Raw genomic sequence first — 20,740 nt, forward strand, 5'->3', positions numbered from 1 at the left:
AGGACCTTCCTTGCTTATTAACAAGTTGATATTGAATTGTTGTATTTTGGTAACGCCTAAAAAGAAAAAAGGCACGTCACAAGTGACGTGCCTTAAGAAGCCTAGCCAGAACGGTTACTGTTCGCTTTCATCGGTATATCGTTTTGCTTTATATGCCGGGTGCATCAGGTTCTGGGCCGAGAAGATATCGTCCAGCTCAGCTTCGGTCAACAGCCCGCGCTCCAGCACCACTTCACGTACGCTCTTACCGGTTTCGGCGCAAATCTTACCGACGATGTCACCGTTGTGGTGACCGATGAACGGGTTGAGGTAGGTGACGATCCCGATGGAGTTATAGACATAACCCTCACAGACTTCTTTATTCGCCGTGATGCCGTTAATGCATTTTTCCAGCAGGTTGTAGCAGGCGTTGGTCAGGATATGAATGGATTCAAACATCGCCTGGCCAATCACTGGCTCCATCACGTTCAGCTGCAGCTGACCGGCTTCAGAGGCCATGGTCACGGTTGTATCGTTGCCGATGACTTTGAAGCAAACCTGGTTCACCACTTCTGGCACAACCGGGTTCACCTTGGCTGGCATGATGGACGAACCGGCCTGCAGTTCTGGCAGGTTGATTTCGTTCAGGCCAGCGCGCGGACCGGAAGAGAGCAGGCGCAGGTCGTTACAGATTTTAGACAGTTTCACTGCCAGACGTTTCAGGGCGCTGTGAACCATGACGTAGGCGCCGCAGTCTGAGGTGGCTTCAATCAGGTCTTCAGCAGGCACAACCGGCAGGTTAGAGACTTCAGCCAGCTTCTGTACCGCCAGCTGCTGATAGCCATCCGGGGTGTTCAGACGTGTACCGATGGCGGTTGCGCCCAGGTTCACTTCCAGCAGCAGCTCGGAGGTGCGCAGCAGGTTTTTGGTCTCTTCGTTAAGCAGCACGTTAAACGCGTGGAATTCCTGGCCGAGCGTCATCGGCACCGCGTCCTGCAGCTGGGTACGACCCATTTTCAGGATGTCCTGGAACTCAACCGCTTTACGCTGGAAGCCATCACCCAACTGGTTGATCGCATCTACCAGTTTCACTACAGAGGCATACACCGCGATACGGAAGCCGGTAGGGTAGGCGTCGTTGGTGGACTGGCATTTGTTAACGTGGTCGTTCGGGTTCAGGTACTGGTATTCACCTTTCTGGTGACCCATCAGCTCCAGGCCAATGTTTGCCAGTACTTCGTTAGTATTCATGTTGACGGAGGTGCCCGCGCCGCCCTGATAGACGTCAACCGGGAACTGGTCCATGCATTTGCCGTTGTTCAGCACTTCATCGCAGGCCGCGATAATCGCATTTGCCGCGCTTTTAGGAATGGTTTGCAGCTCTTTGTTGGCCAGCGCTGCGGCTTTCTTCACCATCACCATGCCACGGACAAACTCAGGGATGTCGCTGATTTTGCTGTTGCTGATGTAGAAGTTTTCAATCGCTCTCAGAGTGTGAACACCGTAGTAGGCATCCGCTGGAACTTCCCTGGTACCCAACAAGTCTTCTTCGATACGAATGTTGTTTAACATGTGAACCTTCTTTTCAAGCTGCCGATGGATTGTACTAAACACACAGTATTTATGTGGTTTTGAATATTTTCTGGCCGACGATTATTCCCTCAATCAGCCAGATGCTCGAGATCATATGCTGATGATAGCGAATTGCCGTAAGCTGGATCACTTATTATCGAGCCGATTCCATGATAATTATTAATCTGTGAAATGGGTCACCGCTTTAATATTTCCAAAAAAAATATCCGTGCAAACTGATTGAATTTTCGCTAACCGTCACCATTTCATACAGACGCGCGTCGCGAACACATTCAGACAGGGGCCCGACGGCCCTTGCGACACAGGAGATGCCAGTGCGCTGGATACCGTTTATTGCTTTCTTTCTCTATGTTTACATTGAGATTTCCATTTTCATCCAGGTTGCCCATGTGCTGGGCGTCCTGCTGACGCTGATTCTGGTGATTTTCACCTCCGTCATCGGCATGTCGCTGGTGCGTAATCAGGGTTTCAAAAATTTCCTGTTAATGCAGGAGAAGATGGCCGCAGGCGAAAGCCCGGCGGCGGAGATGATCAAAAGCGTATCGCTGATTATTGCGGGGCTGCTGCTGATCCTGCCGGGGTTCTTCACCGACTTCCTCGGCCTTCTGCTGCTTCTGCCGCCGGTGCAAAAACACCTGACCATGAAGCTGTTGCCGCATTTGCGCTTTAGCCGTATGCCGGGGGGCGGGTTCAGCACCGGGCCGGGCGATACCTTTGAAGGGGAGTATCAGCGTAAAGATGAACAGCACGACCGTTTAGACCATAAAGACGATCGGTGATGTTGTTGCCCGGTGGCGCTTCGCTTACCGGGCCTCCGGCAGCGCACCGCGCTTCGGCAAAAACAGCCACAGCCCTGGCAGCATGACAATCGCGTACAGACTCTTCCATCCCACCATCGCCAGCAACAGCAGGCAAAGCACGGCTCCGACGACCGCCAGTGTTTTATAACGACCTTTCAGCAAGCGACATCCCGCCAGCATGCACAGCAGGTAGATCATGATGAAAATACCGTTGGCGTAGACGATCAGCGCGTCCAGATTGATCTTCAGCGCGTAAATACACAGCGTGCTCAACACGCAGCAGCCCAGTACGGCATTCAGGGCATTCAGCGGAAGCTGGCGTTTAGACAGGCGCGCGAGGCGATTCTCAGGTTTGTCGAGCGCCTGCGACCACACCAGCCGCGCAAAGCTCTGGATATAAATATTCAGGCTGGCAAAACAGGCCAGATAGCCAATGACGCAGGCGATCCACAGCGCCTTCACGCCGAATAGTTCCACCACGATACCCGGCAGCGATGCAGCAGCGGCGAGATCCGCACCGAACGCGTTGAAGTGTAATACCAGCACGGTACACGCCCAATAGACCGTGCCTGCCAGCAGCAGGCCTATCATCAGCGCGCGGGGGAAATCGCGCTCAGGTCGCTTAAATTCCGACGCCAGATGGGCAAAGGCTTCCAGACCCACAAAACACCAGAACATGACGGAGAGCGCGGCGAAAAGCTGTGAATGGTCGACGTCTGTCACCGCCGGGAAGGGAATTTCCTTGATTGTGATATCGCCCGCCCACCAGATAGCGGCAACGAGCGCGACAATCAGCACCGCAACCAGCGTCTGAAGATTGGCGCTGGAGCGGGCTCCGCGAGAGCCTACCCACCAGACGATAGCCAGCGTACCCAGTTCGGCCAGCAATAACTGCTCGTTATGCCAGCCAAACAGCGCCTGACCAAAGCCAGTCGCAATGTGCAGCGCCGCAGGAAGGCCAACCGGAATGACGGAGAGAAACAGCCAGCCGGTGACGCGCTGCAGTCGCGGGCCAAAGGCCAGGCCGACAAAGTGCGCCACGCCGCCCGCGCTAGGGAAATGCCGCCCCAGGATGGCAAACACAATGGCTATCGGGAAAACCAGTACAATCAGCGCTGGCCACGCCCACAGGCTATTATCTCCAGCCACCAGCGCCGCCAGCGCGGGTACCGCAAACACGCCCGTACCTAACAAGGAGGTTGAGAGCAGTCCAACGCCCTGCGCCAGCCCCAACTCCTGCTTGAGTCCACTCATTGACATCGCCCTGCCAGTACCAAAAGAGAGGCGATGGTAACACTTTCGCAAATTTTTTTTTCGACTCCCCCTTGAAGGGGTAAAAAGCTATCCCCATCTCTCAGGGCACTAGTCGGAAAACCGCATGCGGGCCGGCGTCATCCATAACTGATAATGACTTTCTCAAAGGAGAGCTATCAATGAGTATTCGTCCGTTACATGATCGTGTGATCGTCAAACGTAAAGAAGTTGAAACCAAGTCTGCTGGCGGCATCGTTCTGACCGGTTCTGCAGCAGCCAAATCAACGCGTGGCGAAATCATCGCTGTCGGTAAGGGCCGCATCCTGGAAAACGGAACTGTGCAGCCACTGGACGTTAAAGTTGGTGACATCGTAATTTTCAACGATGGCTACGGCGTGAAATCCGAGAAGATCGACAATGAAGAAGTGTTGATCATGTCCGAGAGCGACATTCTGGCAATTGTTGAAGCGTAATTTACGCACGAGAATTTGAGGAAATAAGAACATGGCAGCTAAAGACGTAAAATTCGGTAACGACGCTCGTGTAAAAATGCTCCGCGGCGTAAACGTACTGGCAGATGCAGTTAAAGTGACCCTGGGCCCGAAAGGCCGTAACGTAGTGCTGGATAAATCCTTCGGCGCGCCAACCATTACCAAAGATGGTGTTTCAGTAGCACGTGAAATCGAGCTGGAAGACAAGTTCGAAAACATGGGCGCGCAGATGGTGAAAGAAGTTGCCTCTAAAGCGAACGACGCTGCAGGCGACGGTACCACCACCGCGACCGTACTGGCGCAGGCGATCATCACCGAAGGTCTGAAAGCCGTTGCTGCGGGCATGAACCCAATGGATCTGAAACGCGGTATCGACAAAGCTGTCACTGCCGCTGTTGAAGAACTGAAAGCGCTGTCCGTACCGTGCTCTGACTCTAAAGCCATTGCTCAGGTTGGTACCATCTCCGCTAACTCCGACGAAACTGTAGGTAAACTGATCGCTGAAGCGATGGACAAAGTCGGTAAAGAAGGCGTGATCACCGTTGAAGACGGTACCGGTCTGGAAGACGAACTGGACGTGGTTGAAGGTATGCAGTTCGACCGCGGTTACCTGTCCCCATATTTCATCAACAAGCCAGAGACTGGCGCTGTTGAGCTGGAAAGCCCGTTCATCCTGCTGGCTGACAAGAAAATCTCCAACATCCGCGAAATGCTGCCAGTGCTGGAAGCCGTTGCGAAAGCAGGCAAGCCGCTGGTTATTATCGCTGAAGACGTTGAAGGCGAAGCGCTGGCGACCCTGGTGGTTAACACCATGCGCGGCATCGTGAAAGTGGCTGCGGTTAAAGCACCTGGCTTCGGCGATCGCCGTAAAGCGATGCTGCAGGATATCGCTACCCTGACCGGCGGTACCGTGATCTCTGAAGAGATCGGTATGGAGCTGGAAAAAGCGACCCTGGAAGACCTGGGCCAGGCGAAACGCGTTGTGATCAACAAAGACACCACCACCATCATCGATGGCGTGGGTGAAGAAGCCGCTATTCAGGGCCGCGTAGGTCAGATCCGTAAGCAGATCGAAGAAGCGACTTCCGATTACGACCGTGAAAAACTGCAGGAGCGCGTAGCGAAACTGGCTGGCGGCGTTGCGGTAATCAAAGTCGGTGCGGCGACCGAAGTTGAAATGAAAGAGAAAAAAGCACGCGTTGACGATGCCCTGCACGCGACCCGTGCTGCGGTAGAAGAAGGCGTGGTTGCTGGTGGTGGTGTTGCGCTGGTGCGTGTTGCCGCTAAGCTGGCAGGCCTGACCGCACAGAACGAAGATCAGAACGTGGGTATCAAAGTTGCGCTGCGCGCAATGGAAGCGCCTCTGCGTCAGATCGTGTCTAACGCCGGTGAAGAGCCATCTGTTGTGACCAACAACGTGAAAGCGGGCGAAGGTAACTACGGTTACAACGCAGCAACTGAAGAATACGGCAACATGATCGACTTCGGTATCCTGGACCCAACTAAAGTGACCCGTTCTGCTCTGCAGTATGCGGCATCTGTTGCTGGCCTGATGATCACCACCGAGTGCATGGTAACCGACCTGCCTAAAGGCGATGCACCTGACTTAGGTGCTGCTGGCATGGGCGGCATGGGTGGCATGGGTGGCATGGGCGGCATGATGTAATCGTGTTGTTCTGAACCTCTCAGAACGAACCCCGGGCAGCGATGCCCGGGGTTTTTTATTGCCGCTACTCAAATGTCCCTTTCACGCACACAACACCTTCACGCACCATCTGACGGCCTTTCGCCCAGACCTCGTGGATCTTCAGGTCATCCGTTAGCACCAGGATATCGGCATCGCAACCGGGTGCGATCCGCCCCTTATGCTCCAGACCGAGAAACTCCGCCACGTTACGCGTAAACGGTAGAAGCGCCTCCTCAAGCGGCAGGTGATACCGGCTGACCAACTGCTGCAGTGTCTCAAGCAGAGATTCGAACCCGGCTACGCCAATGCCCACCAGATTGCCGTTCGCATCAAAATTCGGCTGGCTGCCGTTACCGTCCGAGCTGAGGGTGAGACGGTTAAACGGCACCTGCGCTTCACGAGCCGCCACGATGGCGGTGGCGGCATCAATGGGTTCACGAATGCTGGTGGTGATATCGATGTAGCCCCCTTGGCGTGCATAGTTCAGCGCGGCCAGGAACAGCGCCTGAGCGCGGTTGACGTGAGTTGGAAGCAGTTTCGTGCGGGGAACGTCGGCGTTATTCAGGATGTTAAACAGCGGCTCCAGCAGCGTCGGGCTGTTGCCGAGATGAAACACGGATACGCCCGCTTTGGCGCCCAGAAGCCCTCCGACGCGCGACTGAGCGGCCATATTCGCGAGCTGGTCATCTGCAGGTGCAGAAGAGCGATGGTCGGAAATCGCGCATTTCACACCAATGATTTTATCAATCAGCGCCACATCCTTTTCGATACTGCCGGTAATCGTCGGAGACGGCAGCCCGTATGCGCCTGTCAGCATCCAGGCACTGATCCCTTCGTACTCAAGCGCCCGCGTTTTTGCCAACAGCGACTCGGGATGGCGGGTCACGCCGTCGGTGCCCAGCAGGCCCACAACGGAAGTGATGCCAGCTGCCACCAGCGCAGACAACCGCACCTCCGGCGTACGGGTATGCGGGCCGGCTTCACCGCCGCCGCCGATCAGGTGCACGTGCTGATCGATAAATCCCGGACAAACCACCGCCCCGTCGAGATCGCTTTCAGGGCAGTCTAGCCTCGTCGCTGAGTTGTCCGTTTTTTCGATCGCGACGATTTTGCCCCCGGCAATCAGCAGGTCACAATGCCCCTGGTCCTCCGGAGCGTAAAGATGCGCATTGCGGAAAAAATGGGGTTCCAGCACTGAAAAATCCATTTTTATCTCCTTAGAAGAGTAGCTGCATCACCCACATTGAGAGCAGGGCATTAATAACGCAAACAGTAATAATGTGCGGGTAATATTTTGGGTTCACCCCGGCGGTCCCCAGGCAACGGCCCGTGTTTTGTACCGGATTGCCCATCAGATAGATCGCGGGAAGCAGGATGGTAGCATCGTGACCGTTGAGCGTGCCGGCGGCGACCAGGCTGGCGCAGACTCCCACACCGCCTCCCATGCTCATCACCGAGGCCAGAAGGACCGTCGCCGCAGCGCCCGGAAGCCCCCACAGCGCCATGATCGGCTCGCATACCCTGCCAACAATATCCAGCAGGCCGGTTACCTTGAGCGCCTGAATAATGACAAACGCCATAACCACGTTCGGCAGCAGACTGGTGGTGGCGATGGTAAAGCCACGGCGAGCGCCATCAATAAACATGTCCATGATATTTTTACGCGGCTGTGCGATCATTTTTTTCCTCCTGAATGCGGCGCTCTTCCATTTGGGCGATCCACAGACGCAGGAAATTCGCGCCAACAAATTTGAACACCAGAATAACGGCAAGCGGCGTAATCACCGGGACGGTGATGAAGGTAAAGAGTGCTGCACCGGAAGAAAAATAGTTGGTAATGATGGCGCTACCGCTGGTCTGGAAGGTGGCGAAAATGGCTCGTTCATGGTCAGTAATTGCCCCTTCGTCGGTCAACTCTTTGGTCATCCCTGCGGCTGCATCTGTGTTTTGTAGGTTGGCGATAAGCGCCAGAGAGCAGATGCCCGGGACGCCAAGCAGCGGGCGCAAAATGGGTGTCATTAACTGTTGTGCGGCGCGCAGCCCACCCAGCCCCTCGGTGACCGCAATGATTCCGAGCGATAAAATGACTGAAGGCGCCAGTTCAAGGGCAAACAAGAAGCCGTCTTTCGCCCCCGTGCCGCCCGTGCCACGAAACGTTAGCGCACCGTTCACTGGACCAAAGCTGCCGTTTAAGACGGTAAAATCCAGCACCCGCCACCATTCGGTACTTTTAGCGAAAAAGCCCGAGAAAAATATGATGGTAAGGATAAATGCCAGATAGCCCAACCATGACACTTTTTCCTCTCCTGAGGATGATGCACTCATGAACCCCCCTTTTTAGTTGCGTATAAAAGTTGTACATCGCACCACTAAAAACGATCGGGGGCTAAAACACGATATCCCAAAGGGCATTATCAGAATTCATTTAAGATGTCGGAGGAGTACCGTGCGGAATCTGGCTCGCAGAAATGCTCGGGGGTTTTTCTTTTGGTCATCTTTTAGGTATAAGATTGAGACACGGACAACTACTGTCCAGCTTATTGAAAACGAGGAATAACATGCGCGTAAAAGTCTGTGCAGGGATTGTAGGGGCAGCACTGCTGCTGGCGGGGTGTAGCTCCAGCAATGAGCTGTCGGCAGCGGGCCAGGGCGTTCGCTTTGTGGAAGATAAGCCTGGCAGTGAATGCCAGCTGTTAGGCACGGCAACCGGTGAGCAAAGTAACTGGATGTCAGGTCAGCATGGCGAAGAAGGCGGTTCTATGCGCGGTGCGGCGAATGCCCTGCGTAACCAGGCTGCGGCGATGGGCGGTAACGTGATTTACGGCGTGAGCAGCCCAACGCAGAGTATGCTGTCCAGCTTCGTGCCGACCGCCAGCCAGATGAACGGCCAGGTCTACAAGTGCCCGAACTGAGTTAACTTGCTGATGGCGCTGCGCCCGGACCCCGTAGGGCAGGTAAGCGTAGCGCCACCTGCCTTTTTAGTTCTGCCGCAGTTGCAAATCCAGCGGCGTCTTGCTCGGCTCTCCGCCAATCTCGCGTGCCAGCTTCGGCACCATATAGCCTGAAACCAGCGTTAACAGTTCGCGCATGATCTTACGGGCTTCTTCATCCGTCACCATGAAATGGGCCGCGCCCTGAACGCGATCCAGCACGTGCAGGTAATAGGGCATCACGCCCGCATCAAACAGGGCATTGCTCAGGTCGGCCAGCACGCGGGCGCTATCATTCACGCCGCGCAGCAGGACGCTCTGGTTCAGCAGCGTCACGCCCGCTTTACGCAGTCGCGCCATCGCCGCGCGAAACGCATCGTCAATTTCGTTCGCGTGGTTGATATGGTTCACCAGCAGCACCTGCAAGCGAGACTGCTCCAGGCGTGACACCAGGCCGTCCGTGATACGTGCCGGAATGACAATCGGTAAACGGCTGTGAATGCGCAGGCGCTTAATGTGCGGGATGGCTTCAAGCTCGGTCAGCAGCCAGTCCAGCTCATGATCTTTCGCCATCAGCGGGTCTCCGCCGGAAAAAATAATCTCATCCAGCTCCGGATGGGCGGCGATATAGTCCAGCGCGACCTGCCAGTTGCGTTTATTGCCCTGGTTTTCGGCATACGGGAAGTGCCGACGGAAGCAATAACGACAATTTACCGCGCAGCCGCCTTTTACCAGCAGCAGGGCGCGGTTGAGATACTTGTGCAGTAAACCCGGCACCACGCTGTTCTGCTCTTCCAGTGGGTCGGTGCTATAACCCGGCGCGGTGACAAACTCATCCTGCGAAGTAAGCGTTTGTTTTAATAAAGGATCATCGGGGTTGCCTTTCTCCATACGCGCCACAAACGCACGGGGAACGCGCAGGGCGAAAAGGCGCTTTGCCTCGCGGCCTGCAAGCAACTCTGGGTGCTGATCGAGGTCTAAAAGACGCATCAATTCATCAGGACTGGTGATTACATCGGCAAGTTGCGATAACCAATCTTCTCTGGACGGGGTGTTTAGGGTTACAATATGCGCCATTTTGTGGCTTAGCTACCAGTTAACAAATTTAGAGGGCCTTATGGCAACGTACTATAGCAACGATTTTCGTGCTGGTCTTAAAATCATGATGGACGGCGAACCGTACGCGGTTGAAGCCAGCGAATTCGTTAAACCAGGTAAAGGCCAGGCATTCGCACGCGTTAAGCTGCGCCGTCTGCTGACCGGTACCCGTGTTGAGAAAACCTTCAAGTCAACTGATTCCGCTGAAGGCGCTGATGTTGTTGATATGAACCTGACCTATCTGTACAACGACGGTGAGTTCTATCATTTCATGAACAACTCCACTTTCGAACAGCTGTCTGCTGATGAGAAAGCGGTAGGTGACAGCGCTAAATGGCTGCTGGATCAGGCTGAGTGCATCGTGACCCTGTGGAACGGCCAGCCTATCGCTGTGACCCCACCAAACTTCGTAGAGCTGGAAATCGTTGAAACCGATCCAGGTCTGAAAGGTGATACCGCAGGTACCGGCGGTAAACCAGCCAAACTGTCTACCGGTGCAGTGGTTAAAGTGCCACTGTTCGTACAGACTGGTGAAGTGATCAAAGTGGATACCCGCTCCGGCGAATACGTGTCCCGCGTGAAGTAATTTACGTCATGATTGAAGGCGCAGCGCCCGCTGCGCCTGATTTTTGCAGGCAGGGATGATGAAACATACCGTTAAAATTCTGCTTCTGTTAGCGCTTTCCAGCGCATTACTCTCCGGCTGTAACACCACACGTGGAATGGGACAAGATATCCAGGATCTCGGTCATATCATTTCTCACGCCGCCAGCTAAGTTCGTCTAATTTTCCTAAAAATGCTTCCTTTTCCGTCAACCGGCGGGATCTTGTCTATTCTTAAGTTGCTATACACAAAACAACTTTGGCTATAAAAGGAAGATATTATGGTTAAGAAGACAATTGCAGCGATCTTTTCAGTCCTGGTACTTTCTTCAGTGTTAACGGCCTGTAATACCACGCGTGGCGTCGGTCAGGATATTTCTGAAGGTGGTAGCGCAATCTCTGGCGCGGCATCAAAAGCTCAGCAGTAATTAACACACGGTACGGGACCAGCGGGTTTCGTACCGTCAGCTTTCTGATTCCTGCAGGGATAAAAACGGGGAGAAACGCGTATCCATATGCAGTTTCATGCGGATATTGCGTTTATAGGTATAGACCGTTTTTCCGTTGATACTCAGGTGAGCAGCAATTTTTTGATTGCTCGCGCCGTCCATCCACAATGTCAGCACTTTCTCTTCCTGCCGGGTCAGCAAGGGGGCGGCTGCCGTTGGCCTTTCAGCGCATGAGCGCGAAATTAATGCGTCGTTGATAACCGTTGCTACTTCTCCGAGGCTGGCGTTTTTCAACAACGACGACCACACCGGGAACTGGCCGAGCCAGTCTGTCATGCCGTTGTCCTCTCCCGATTGCAGCAAGATAAACGGTAAGCGTTCACTGGCGTTGAGCAAGGACGAGAGCTGCTGGAAATGATGAATATCCTGCCTGAAGCCGTACAGGTCAGCGATAACCAGCGTGGGTTTCCATTGCAGAATGTGCTCTCTGGCAAGGAACAGATTATTCAGCCCGGTCACAACGTAGTGTCCCGGGAACAAACCGGAATGATTGAGCCATGCTTCAAACCCCGTGCGGGTGAAGTGACAACGGTCAATCAAAAGAATTTTGAACATATTTTATTCGCAGTCGGCTAGTGGTTTGGCTTCCTGCCATCAGAAAGCACATCATCATAGAGAAGTCGGATGAGTGCTAAATGCCGGAACTACGCGCCATACTGCGGCTATTTCTTGCCTTAACGTGTTCAGCAAAAAATGATTGAAAAAAAATAGCACGCTAACCACAATATGGGGCGTAATCTCTGCCTTACGGGACGACCCGTAAGCGTTTCTTTCACCGGGGACGGCCCCAACTTGTATTAAGTTATGGAGCCTGAAATGTCCTGGATCATTCTTTTTATTGCTGGCCTGCTCGAAGTGGTATGGGCGATAGGTCTCAAGTACACCCACGGATTTACCCGCCTGACGCCCAGCGTCATTACCGTCACCGCGATGATCGTGAGTATTGTCCTGTTATCCTGGGCGATGCGCTCGCTGCCTGTGGGAACGGCTTATGCCGTCTGGACGGGCATTGGCGCGGTAGGGGCCGCCATCACCGGCATTCTGCTGCTGGGAGAGTCAGCGAGTCTGGCGCGTATCGCCAGCCTCGCCTTGATTGTGGCCGGTATCATTGGGCTCAAGCTCAGCACCCATTAATGGGGTTGTTTTACCCAGATGAGTTTTGACACATCAAACCCTTGCCGGGTCGCGACGTCCAGCATCTGCTGTTTCATTTCTGACGAAATAGTTGGTGTGCGGGAAAGTATCCACAGATAGTCGCGATCCGGTCCGCAGACCAGCGCGTGACGGTACTCTCTGTCGAGCGCTATCACGTTGTAGCCGCCATAAAACGGACCAATGAAAGAGACTTTGAGCGCGGCCCGTCGCGGGTCGCCCGTGAAGTACGCTTTCCCAATCGACTGTTGCCACATCTCCCGGTCGGGATTATAGCCCCGGTTGATCACCTGAATACCGCCATCGTCCATCGGACTGTAATTCGCCGTGACCTTCTCTAAGCCCTGCTCAAAACGATGGTCGAGGCGCGCGATTTCATACCATGTTCCAAGGAAGCGTTGTGCATCAAAAGGCGTGACGACGGTAACGCCAGGTGGTGGGGTAGGGGAACTGCAGGCAACCACTAAAAACGCGGCTGTCACCGCGGCGATAACAGGCAGAATGCGCATAGGAGTTTCCTTACTGTTTTTTTGTTAAGTGTAGATGACGGCAAGGAAAATGTGGTTTTTGTGCGGCGTCACACCGAGGATTTTGTAGATACTGTTATGCCACGCAAGCATTTTCCTGATGCAATGTGGCATCGAACGGGCGTCCTGATTTCAGGACGCCATACGCCACCTGCGCCAGCTTACGCATCATCGCTCCGATTATCAGCTTCGCTCCCTTGCCGTTCTTTTCCAGACGCGTCCTGAACGCTTTTCCCCACTCCGTTTTGTACAGCGCCACCATCGCGGGCATATACAGCGCCCTGCGAAGCGAGACATGGCCAGCCTTACTCATCCTGCTTGCCCTGTGTACGCTGCTTCCTGATTCATGCTGCCGCGGTGTCAGTCCTGCGAAAGCCGCGAACTGCCGCGCCTGACCGAACCTGTCCTTCAGCCCCACATACGCCAGCAGCACCGCGGATGTCTTTTCACCGATACCCGGTATGCTGTCCAGCAGTTTTCGCCGGTGCTTCAGGTCCGGGTCATCATCCGTCAGGTCCTTTATCTGTTTCTCCAGCCGCTTCAGCTCCGCTTCCAGCCACAGAAGGTGCGCATCGATGCTCGGCATCTGCACCTCCCGCGCCGTCTCACGACGGTTCAGCTCCTGCGTGTGCATGTCTGTCAGGGACTGGTGACGCAGCACCAGCGCCCGCAACGCGCGCTCCAGCGGATGAGGTGCCTCCCAGGCTACCGGACGCTTCTGCCGGCAGAACTCTGCCAGCATACGGGCATCAACGGCATCGGTTTTACTGCGCAGGCCTTCACTCTGCGCAAAGGCTTTACCAAGAGCCGGGTTGATGATGGATACGGTGAAACCGGCATCGCTGAGGGATGCTGCTGCGTCTTCCATATAGGTGCTGGTCGCTTCCATGCAGATATGTGCCTGAGCCACATTATGGCTGCGGAGCCAGCTGAGCAGCTCCTCGTGACCTTTAGGTGTGTTAGTAAATTTTTTGCTGCGGTGACGGCCATCAGGTCGCAACACATCGACATCCAGCTTAGCTTTGGAGACATCGATACCAATAAAGTGAAGTTCCTGTTCCATAGTGAAACCAACCTTGTGAATGCGGATTACCGGGAAAACCGGTCCATGATACTGTCCGGTTTGTCACTTGTGGAGAAGGTGCAGTCCACTGCAGGGATCTACAACACAGGCTCGTGGCCTAAGGCCGGGTACGGCATGTGGACTGCATGGCAGAAAGAACTGGCCGGTTCTTTCTGCACGGAAGGATAATACAAGGCCGGGTAAGGCGAAGCCGCCACCCGGCAATGTTTTACTGCAGCGCGTCGAGGATACGGTATGCCGCCTCAACGCGTGCCGGGTTCGGATAGCTTTTATTCGCCAGCATCACAATGCCGAGCTGCTTTTCAGGAATAAAGGCCACGTAGCTGCCAAACCCGCCGGTTGAGCCGGTTTTGTGCACCCATGAGGCTTTTACCGGAGGCGCTGGTGGATTCACTTCTCTCGCGGGCAGCGGTGCCAGCGCCACCTTATTGTCGCTACCTTCAACCACGGTTCTGGCATCGACCGGCCAGTTAAGCATTTCCCAGCCTAAACCCTGATACATGGCACCCACGCGCCAGTAGCGAGACTGCGCCAGGGCAATGCCTTGCCTGAGTGAATTATCATGAAGGGAGTCCGGCTTCATGTTGACCATTACCCAGCTTGCCATATCCTGCACGTTGGTTTTTACGCCATAGGCTTCCGCGTCGAGCATGCCTGGCGAAACGTGTACCGCTTTACCGTCACGGTATCCCCAGGCGTAATGCGCCTCTTCCGCTTTCGGAACGTTAATCCAGGTATGGTCCAGCCTGAGCGGCTTAAAGACCCGCGTCGTTATGGCCTGCTCATAGCTCATGCCGGAAGGTTTGACCGCCAGCGCGCCAAAAAGGCCGATGCTGGTATTGGCGTAAAGACGCGTGGTGCCCGGCTTCCACTGCGGCTGCCAGTTTTGATAAAAGCGCAGCAGAGAGGCGTTATCCGCGACCTCATCCGGTACCTGTAACGGCAGACCCCCTGCGGTATAGGTTGCCAGATCCAGCATGCGGATCCCCTGCCACTGCTTGCCTGTCAGCTCAGGCCAGTATTTGGTCACCGGGTCGCCCAGCGATATTTCACCGCGAGCAATCGCATCGCCACCCAGTACACCGGTGAAGGTTTTACTTATAGAACCCAGTTCGAACAAGGTTTGTGGGGTGACAGGCTTGTTTGCCGCAACATCGGCTTTACCGAAGGTAAAGTAGTGCGGCTGACCCTGATAAATCACCGCCACCGCCATACCCGGAATGGCCTGCGCTTTCATCAGCGGCGTAACAGTCCGTTCCACCACTTCAGCCAGCTGTTTTTCTGACATCGGGGCAGCCAATACTGAGCAGGAGGTGCTGAGCAGCAGGGCGTAGCAAAGGGATTTTGTCATCATCATTATCTTCCGTAATAGCAGTTCAAGGGAGTGTCCGGGCCCGTCAGACCGCTGTAGTCTGTTGGATTTGACTATGGCTGACAAACGGTTAAATTTAGCATTAGCTGTTAATTTTTCTAATGGACGAGACCATGACGCGCAGCTATCTTCCTCTTAATTCCCTGCGGGCGTTTGAAGCTGCCGCCAGGCACCTCAGTTTTACGCATGCCGCTATCGAGCTGAACGTCACCCATTCCGCGATTAGCCAGCACGTAAAGGCGCTGGAGCAGCACCTTAATTGCCAGCTGTTTGTCCGCGTTTCGCGTGGGCTGATGTTGACCACCGAAGGCGAGAATTTGCTGCCGGTGCTGAATGACTCGTTCGATCGTATCGCCGGAATGCTGGATCGCTTTGCCAGCCAGCGCGCTCAGGAGAAGCTCAAAATAGGTGTGGTAGGGACTTTTGCCACGGGGGTTTTATTCTCAGAACTTGCGGACTTTCGCCGCTGCTATCCGCATATTGATCTTCACCTTTCCACCCATAACAATCGCGTCGACCCGGCGGCTGAAGGGCTTGATTACACCATTCGCTACGGTGGCGGCGCGTGGCATGGAACCGATGCTGAATTCCTTTGCCCTGCGCCGCTGTCTGCGCTCTGTACACCCGACATTGCCTCTTGCCTAAAAAAACCGGCAGATATCCTGAAGTTTACCCTGCTGCGCTCCTACCGGCGCGACGAGTGGGCTGCGTGGATGCAGGCAGCGGGTGAGCACCCTCCCTCGCCGACGCACCGGGTGATGGTGTTTGATTCGTCCGTGACCATGCTGGAAGCCGCGCAGGCAGGCACAGGGATTGCCATTGCGCCTGTCGACATGTTTACCCATTTACTCAGCAGCGAGCGTATCGTGCAGCCGTTTGCAACGCAGATTGACCTCGGCAGCTACTGGCTGACAAGGCTACAGTCACGGACAGAAACGCCCGCAATGCGCGAGTTTGCCCAGTGGCTGGTGGAGAAGATGCAGAAATAAAAGGCCCGCCGGATGGCGGGCCAGAAGCGTCAGAGGGTGACCACGGCAATCAGCGTCACCACGGTCAGGATGGTCGCCAGACCGTAGAACACCCATTTACCGCTCGGGACATGGATTTTCAGGTCATGCATCGCATGGTGAATACGGTGCAGACCACACCACAGCGGCAGGACGATCATCAGGAAGATGAACACGCGGCCGATAAAGCTGCTCGCGAACGCCAGCACGCGCTCGTAGCTCAGTGCATCGCCCGGGAACAGCCCCAGGGGCAGCATAATGCCGACCAGCAGGATGATGACGGGGGCGATGATGGCACTCCACATGCCGCCTGCGCCAAACAGGCCCCAGAAGACCGGCTCGTCAGAACGTTTTGGATTTGGATTGATCACAGGTGTCTCCTTACCAGAACAGTGCGACAAACAGAATGACCACAGTGACCAGAATCGTCACCGCCCAGAGCCCTTTAATCACCGGCTCTGGCCCCATTTTTTCGCCTTTTACGATGATGTTCGCCGCTTTTGGCGCCAGTTCAAACCAGGTTTTGGTATGAAGCAGCGCGGCTGCGAGCACGATCAGGTTCAGAACCACAATGATCGGGTTTTGCAGGAAACCGACAAAGCTGGCCCAGGCTTCCGGACCGTGCTTGAGGGCAAAAACGCCGTACATCAGCTCAAGGCTGAACCAGACCGCCGGTACCGCCGTGCCTTCACGCAGCATGTAGAAGCGATAAAACGGCAGGTTTTTCCACCAGGTGGACGGCACAGGCCGCACATAGGCTTTGCGTTTAGTCGTCATCATGCACTCCTTAGCGTGGTTTCAGGGTAGCGATAAGAAAGTCTTTCGAGCTTTCCACTTTACCCTGCTGAATTGCGGCGGCCGGGTCGACGTGCTTCGGACAAACTTCGGAGCAATAACCCACAAATGTACAGCTCCACACGCCGTTCTGGCTGTTAAGCTGCGCCATACGTTCTTTTTTGCCGTGGTCGCGGCTGTCCTCGTTGTAGCGGTGCGCCAGGGTAATGGCGGCCGGGCCGATGAACTCCTTGTTCAGGCCAAACTGTGGACAGGCGGCGTAGCAAAGACCGCAGTTGATGCAGCCGGAGAACTGATGGTATTTCGCCATCTGCGCCGGCGTCTGGGTATTCGGCCCCTGATCCGGCGTGCGCGGATTACCAATGATGTACGGCTTAATGGCTTCCAGGCTTTCGATAAAGTGGGTCATATCGACCACCAGATCGCGTTCAATCGGGAAGTTACCCAGCGCTTCGACCTTAATGCCTTTGGTGTACTCGCGCAGGAAGGTCTTACAGGCCAGCTTCGGCACCTTGTTGACCATCATGCCGCAGGAGCCGCAGATGGCCATGCGGCAGGACCAGCGGTAGCTCAGGTCTGGCGCCAGGTTGTCTTTGATATAGCCGAGCGCATCCAGCAGGGAGGTTTGCTCGTCATAAGGGACTTCATAAAAAGCGCTGTGCGGTGCGGCGTCCACTTCCGGATTGTAGCGCACCACTTCAACTTTCATTTTTTGCATCTCAGCCATTCGCCTTCTCCTTCTTCTCGGCGGCTTCTGCTTCTGCACCGTACACGCGTTTAGCCGGCGGCAGCGTGGTGATTTTCACGTCGCTGTAGTCCAGACGTGTGGTGCCATCCGCATCGCGCCAGGCGAGAGTGTGTTTCAGGAAATTGACGTCGTCACGTTCGGTACAGCCTTCGTCCAGACGCTGGTGGGCTCCACGCGACTCTTTACGCGCCAGCGCAGAGTGCGCCATACATTCCGCGACGTTCAGACCGTGGCCCAACTCAATAGTGTAGAGCAGGTCGGTGTTGAATACGCTGGAGGTGTCGGTGATGCGCACGCGCTTGAAGCGCTCCTGCAGTTCCGCCAGCTTGTCGACGGTTTTTTGCATCAGCTCTGGCGTACGGTAAATACCGCAGCCTTCTTCCATCGACAGGCCCATCTCGTCGCGGATCTTCGACCAGTTCTCATTGCCTTCCTGGTTCACCAGATCTTTCAGGCGTTTTTCAACGTCTGCGACCTGCGCATCCAGCGCGGCACCGTTAGCTTCGCCCACGGTTACCGCCCGTTCCATCGCGCGCTCGCCCGCCATGCGGCCAAAGACGACCAGCTCTGCCAGCGAGTTAGACCCGAGACGGTTAGCGCCGTGCAGACCCACAGAGGAACACTCGCCGACGGCGAACAGACCTTTAATGCGGGTTTCGCACTGCTGGTCGGTTTCGATCCCGCCCATGGTGTAGTGCGCGGTTGGGCGCACCGGAATCGGCTCTTTCACCGGGTCGACGCCGACGTAAGCTTTCGCTAGCTCGCAGATGAACGGCAGGCGTTCCAGCAGTTTCTTCTCGCCCAGATGACGCAGGTCGAGATAGACCACATCGCCGCGCGGCGTGGAAATGGTGTTGCCTTTGCGCCACTCGTGCCAGAAGGCCTGAGAGACTTTGTCGCGCGGGCCGAGTTCCATGTATTTGTTCTTCGGCTCGCCGAGCGGGGTTTCCGGGCCCATGCCGTAATCCTGCAGATAGCGGTAGCCGTTTTTATTGACCAGAATACCGCCTTCACCGCGGCAGCCTTCCGTCATCAGAATGCCGGAGCCCGGCAGGCCGGTTGGGTGATACTGCACGAACTCCATATCGCGCAGCGGAACGCCGTGGCTGAGCGCCATGCCCATGCCGTCGCCGGTCACGATGCCGCCGTTGGTGTTGTAGCGATAAACGCGACCCGCACCACCCGTCGCCATCACTACCGCGTTGGCGCGGATCTGGACAAGCGTGCCTTCCATCATGTTCATCGCCACCAGGCCACGCGCCTGTCCGTCATCAACCAGAATGTCGAGGACGAAATGTTCATCGAAGCGCTGAATTTGTGGGAACTGAAGGGAGGTCTGGAACAGGGTGTGCAGCATATGGAAGCCGGTTTTATCGGCGGCGAACCAGGTGCGTTCAATTTTCATTCCGCCAAAGCGGCGAACGTTGACGCTACCGTCCGGACGACGGCTCCACGGACATCCCCACTGTTCAAGCTGGGTCATTTCCGTTGGACAATGATGGACAAAGTAGTCAACGACATCCTGTTCGCAAAGCCAGTCGCCCCCTGCAACCGTGTCGTGGAAATGGTATTCAAAGCTGTCATGATCCTGCGCAACGGCGGCGGACCCTCCTTCTGCTGCCACTGTGTGACTACGCATTGGATAGACTTTTGAAATCAATGCGATTTTAGCGTTTGGATTAGCTTGTGCTGCAGCAATCGCAGCACGTAATCCAGCCCCGCCAGCGCCTATTACGGCAAGATCGGCTTGAAAAGTTTGCACGACATTCCTCCAGATTTTTGTTATTTCGCAACGCGACAAACTAAAGGTAGTTCACCCGTCCAAAAGGACGATTGCGAAAGCGTTTCCACTGCTCCTTTATGGGTAAAACAGTATAACCGTGTAGATGTCAGGGAAATTTGACGTGTTCGATTTTTTTGCTGTTCTGTACGGTGATTTATCATGGAGATTGATGAATTGCGTCACGTAATTACTCACCTAAATGAAATGCGCTTTTTTACTGCGCAAAATTTGTCTCTGTCCCTGCTAACGAGTAGACTTCGTGCCCTTGTCTGAAATCGGAGAACAACTCATGAGCGAAACGGCCACCTGGCAGCCGAGCGCATCCATCCCTAATCTGTTAAAACGCGCTGCAATTATGGCGGAGATCCGCCGTTTCTTTGCCGACCGCGGAGTCCTGGAGGTGGAAACGCCGTGCATGAGTCAGGCAACGGTAACGGATATTCATCTGGTCCCGTTTGAAACCCGTTTTGTTGGCCCCGGCCACTCTCAGGGCATGAATTTGTATCTGATGACCAGCCCGGAATACCACATGAAACGCCTGCTGGCGGCGGGATGTGGTCCGGTGTATCAGCTGTGTCGCAGTTTCCGTAATGAAGAGATGGGGCGTCACCATAACCCGGAATTCACCATGCTGGAGTGGTACCGCCCGCATTATGATATGTACCGCCTGATGAATGAGGTGGACGATTTGCTGCAGCAGGTCCTGGAATGCTCAGAAGCCGAAACGCTCTCCTATCAGCAGGCTTTCCAGCGCCATCTGGAAATCGATCCGCTGTCGGCGGACAAAGCCCAGCTGCGCGAAGTGGCGGCAAAACTGGATCTCAGCAACGTGGCGGATACCGAAGAGGATCGCGACACGCTGCTGCAACTGCTGTTCACTTTTGGCGTTGAACCGCAGATTGGTAAAGATCGCCCGACGTTTGTCTATCACTTCCCGGCAAGCCAGGCCTCACTGGCGCAGATCAGTACCGAAGATCATCGTGTCGCAGAGCGTTTTGAGGTCTATTACAAAGGCATCGAGCTGGCGAACGGCTTCCACGAACTGACTGATGCCCGCGAGCAGCAGCAGCGCTTCGAGCAGGATAACCGCAAGCGCGTCGCGCGCGGTCTGCCGCAGCAGCCAATTGATATTAATCTGCTTGAAGCATTAAAAGCAGGTCTGCCGGATTGTTCCGGCGTGGCGCTGGGTGTTGACCGTCTGGTGATGCTGGCCCTGGGCGCAGAGCAGCTTGGCGATGTGATCGCCTTTACAGTCGATCGCGCTTAAAGAATCGCCGGGTGGCGCTGTCGCTTACCCGGCCTACTCGGGTCATTTGGCCCTGCCACAT

The 20,740-nt window shown here is 55.2% G+C and carries 24 protein-coding genes; 10 read left to right on the top strand and 14 right to left on the bottom strand.

The features are described from left to right. Window positions 1-114 precede the first annotated feature (114 nt). A complete protein-coding gene (gene aspA, locus V1566_RS04760) occupies window positions 115-1,551 on the bottom strand; it encodes an aspartate ammonia-lyase (RefSeq protein ID WP_003855923.1) in 1,437 nt (478 codons plus the stop codon). 335 nt (window positions 1,552-1,886) lie between these two features. On the opposite strand from aspA, the gene V1566_RS04765 reads away from it, so the two are divergent. Further along, complete coding sequence (locus tag V1566_RS04765; RefSeq protein WP_032651318.1) at window positions 1,887-2,351, top strand: FxsA family protein; 465 nt, start codon at window positions 1,887-1,889, stop codon at window positions 2,349-2,351. Between the two features lie 24 nt (window positions 2,352-2,375). Here V1566_RS04765 and yjeH read toward each other — a convergent pair whose 3' ends face one another. Next, window positions 2,376-3,626, bottom strand: coding sequence for an L-methionine/branched-chain amino acid transporter (gene yjeH, locus V1566_RS04770; RefSeq protein ID WP_395305209.1), 1,251 nt, complete (start codon window positions 3,624-3,626; stop codon window positions 2,376-2,378). A 179-nt stretch (window positions 3,627-3,805) separates the two neighbouring features. Between yjeH and V1566_RS04775 the strand changes: the two genes are divergently transcribed. Both V1566_RS04775 and groL read left to right on the top strand, forming a co-directional pair. Next, entirely contained in the window at window positions 3,806-4,099 is a 294-nt protein-coding gene (locus V1566_RS04775) for a co-chaperone GroES (RefSeq protein WP_003855929.1), read from the top strand. Between the two features lie 31 nt (window positions 4,100-4,130). Next, window positions 4,131-5,783: a chaperonin GroEL gene (gene groL, locus V1566_RS04780; protein ID WP_368767377.1), complete on the top strand. Its 1,653-nt coding sequence runs from the start codon at window positions 4,131-4,133 to the stop codon at window positions 5,781-5,783. A 64-nt stretch (window positions 5,784-5,847) separates the two neighbouring features. Here the strand turns inward: groL and iadA are convergent, their stop codons facing one another. From iadA to V1566_RS04795, 3 genes are read right to left on the bottom strand one after another with little or no spacing between them, the layout of a single operon-like run. Then, window positions 5,848-7,011: a beta-aspartyl-peptidase gene (gene iadA / locus V1566_RS04785; RefSeq protein WP_395305210.1), complete on the bottom strand. Its 1,164-nt coding sequence runs from the start codon at window positions 7,009-7,011 to the stop codon at window positions 5,848-5,850. A 10-nt stretch (window positions 7,012-7,021) separates the two neighbouring features. Continuing rightward, window positions 7,022-7,483, bottom strand: a complete 462-nt coding sequence (locus V1566_RS04790) for a YjiG family protein (RefSeq protein ID WP_395305211.1) — start codon at window positions 7,481-7,483, stop codon at window positions 7,022-7,024. Beyond that, the gene (locus V1566_RS04795; RefSeq protein WP_395305212.1) at window positions 7,464-8,129 is read right to left on the bottom strand and encodes a nucleoside recognition domain-containing protein; all 666 of its coding nucleotides are present in this window, start codon (window positions 8,127-8,129) and stop codon (window positions 7,464-7,466) included. Before V1566_RS04795 ends, V1566_RS04790 begins: the two co-directional genes overlap by 20 nt. A 233-nt stretch (window positions 8,130-8,362) precedes the next feature. On the opposite strand from V1566_RS04795, the gene V1566_RS04800 reads away from it, so the two are divergent. Beyond that, complete coding sequence (locus V1566_RS04800; RefSeq protein ID WP_023310115.1) at window positions 8,363-8,716, top strand: DUF4156 domain-containing protein; 354 nt, start codon at window positions 8,363-8,365, stop codon at window positions 8,714-8,716. A 66-nt stretch (window positions 8,717-8,782) separates the two neighbouring features. Here the strand turns inward: V1566_RS04800 and epmB are convergent, their stop codons facing one another. Continuing rightward, window positions 8,783-9,811, bottom strand: a complete 1,029-nt coding sequence (gene epmB / locus V1566_RS04805; RefSeq protein WP_395305213.1) for an EF-P beta-lysylation protein EpmB — start codon at window positions 9,809-9,811, stop codon at window positions 8,783-8,785. A 40-nt stretch (window positions 9,812-9,851) separates the two neighbouring features. On the opposite strand from epmB, the gene efp reads away from it, so the two are divergent. The 3 genes from efp (at window position 9,852) to ecnB (ending at window position 10,863) form a co-directional block, all read left to right on the top strand. Beyond that, the gene (efp, locus tag V1566_RS04810; RefSeq protein WP_010427766.1) at window positions 9,852-10,418 is read left to right on the top strand and encodes an elongation factor P; all 567 of its coding nucleotides are present in this window, start codon (window positions 9,852-9,854) and stop codon (window positions 10,416-10,418) included. A gap of 58 nt (window positions 10,419-10,476) precedes the next feature. Beyond that, the gene (locus tag V1566_RS04815; RefSeq protein WP_395305957.1) at window positions 10,477-10,608 is read left to right on the top strand and encodes an entericidin A/B family lipoprotein; all 132 of its coding nucleotides are present in this window, start codon (window positions 10,477-10,479) and stop codon (window positions 10,606-10,608) included. Between the two features lie 108 nt (window positions 10,609-10,716). Continuing rightward, a complete protein-coding gene (gene ecnB / locus V1566_RS04820) occupies window positions 10,717-10,863 on the top strand; it encodes a lipoprotein toxin entericidin B (protein ID WP_014168289.1) in 147 nt (48 codons plus the stop codon). A 36-nt stretch (window positions 10,864-10,899) separates the two neighbouring features. Here ecnB and V1566_RS04825 read toward each other — a convergent pair whose 3' ends face one another. Then, window positions 10,900-11,499, bottom strand: coding sequence for a LuxR C-terminal-related transcriptional regulator (locus tag V1566_RS04825; protein WP_213329049.1), 600 nt, complete (start codon window positions 11,497-11,499; stop codon window positions 10,900-10,902). A 261-nt stretch (window positions 11,500-11,760) separates the two neighbouring features. On the opposite strand from V1566_RS04825, the gene sugE reads away from it, so the two are divergent. Beyond that, window positions 11,761-12,078, top strand: a complete 318-nt coding sequence (gene sugE / locus V1566_RS04830) for a quaternary ammonium compound efflux SMR transporter SugE (protein ID WP_006178944.1) — start codon at window positions 11,761-11,763, stop codon at window positions 12,076-12,078. On the opposite strand, the gene V1566_RS04835 is transcribed toward sugE, so the two are convergent. The 3 genes from V1566_RS04835 to V1566_RS04845 form a co-directional block, all read right to left on the bottom strand. After that, complete coding sequence (locus tag V1566_RS04835) at window positions 12,075-12,605, bottom strand: lipocalin family protein (RefSeq protein WP_111965406.1); 531 nt, start codon at window positions 12,603-12,605, stop codon at window positions 12,075-12,077. The genes sugE and V1566_RS04835 overlap by 4 nt on opposite strands. A gap of 94 nt (window positions 12,606-12,699) precedes the next feature. Next, window positions 12,700-13,686 carry an IS110 family transposase gene (locus V1566_RS04840; protein ID WP_395303481.1) on the bottom strand — a complete coding sequence of 329 codons (987 nt, stop codon included), beginning with the start codon at window positions 13,684-13,686 and terminating at the stop codon, window positions 12,700-12,702. 229 nt (window positions 13,687-13,915) lie between these two features. Further along, the gene (locus tag V1566_RS04845; protein WP_367187911.1) at window positions 13,916-15,061 is read right to left on the bottom strand and encodes a cephalosporin-hydrolyzing class C beta-lactamase ACT-167; all 1,146 of its coding nucleotides are present in this window, start codon (window positions 15,059-15,061) and stop codon (window positions 13,916-13,918) included. Window positions 15,062-15,192: 131 nt separating this feature from the next. Here V1566_RS04845 and ampR point away from each other — a divergent pair, with 131 nt between their 5' ends. Continuing rightward, complete coding sequence (gene ampR / locus V1566_RS04850) at window positions 15,193-16,068, top strand: LysR family transcriptional regulator AmpR (protein WP_395305214.1); 876 nt, start codon at window positions 15,193-15,195, stop codon at window positions 16,066-16,068. A gap of 29 nt (window positions 16,069-16,097) precedes the next feature. Here the strand turns inward: ampR and frdD are convergent, their stop codons facing one another. From frdD to frdA, 4 genes are read right to left on the bottom strand one after another with little or no spacing between them, the layout of a single operon-like run. Beyond that, on the bottom strand, window positions 16,098-16,457 hold the full coding sequence (gene frdD, locus V1566_RS04855) for a fumarate reductase subunit FrdD (protein WP_032662398.1): 360 nt from the start codon (window positions 16,455-16,457) through the stop codon (window positions 16,098-16,100). A 10-nt stretch (window positions 16,458-16,467) separates the two neighbouring features. Then, on the bottom strand, window positions 16,468-16,863 hold the full coding sequence (gene frdC / locus V1566_RS04860) for a fumarate reductase subunit FrdC (RefSeq protein WP_029739890.1): 396 nt from the start codon (window positions 16,861-16,863) through the stop codon (window positions 16,468-16,470). Between the two features lie 10 nt (window positions 16,864-16,873). Next, window positions 16,874-17,608, bottom strand: coding sequence for a succinate dehydrogenase/fumarate reductase iron-sulfur subunit (locus tag V1566_RS04865; RefSeq protein ID WP_023310124.1), 735 nt, complete (start codon window positions 17,606-17,608; stop codon window positions 16,874-16,876). Further along, window positions 17,601-19,391 carry a fumarate reductase (quinol) flavoprotein subunit gene (gene frdA / locus V1566_RS04870; protein WP_395305215.1) on the bottom strand — a complete coding sequence of 597 codons (1,791 nt, stop codon included), beginning with the start codon at window positions 19,389-19,391 and terminating at the stop codon, window positions 17,601-17,603. The genes V1566_RS04865 and frdA overlap by 8 nt, the downstream gene beginning before the upstream one ends. Window positions 19,392-19,701: 310 nt before the next feature. On the opposite strand from frdA, the gene epmA reads away from it, so the two are divergent. Then, window positions 19,702-20,679: an elongation factor P--(R)-beta-lysine ligase gene (gene epmA / locus V1566_RS04875; protein ID WP_395305216.1), complete on the top strand. Its 978-nt coding sequence runs from the start codon at window positions 19,702-19,704 to the stop codon at window positions 20,677-20,679. Window positions 20,680-20,740: the final 61 nt, after the last annotated feature.

It is taken from the genome of Enterobacter sp. ECC-019 (assembly GCF_043974075.1).
Taxonomy (GTDB): Bacteria; Pseudomonadota; Gammaproteobacteria; order Enterobacterales; family Enterobacteriaceae; genus Enterobacter; species Enterobacter asburiae_D.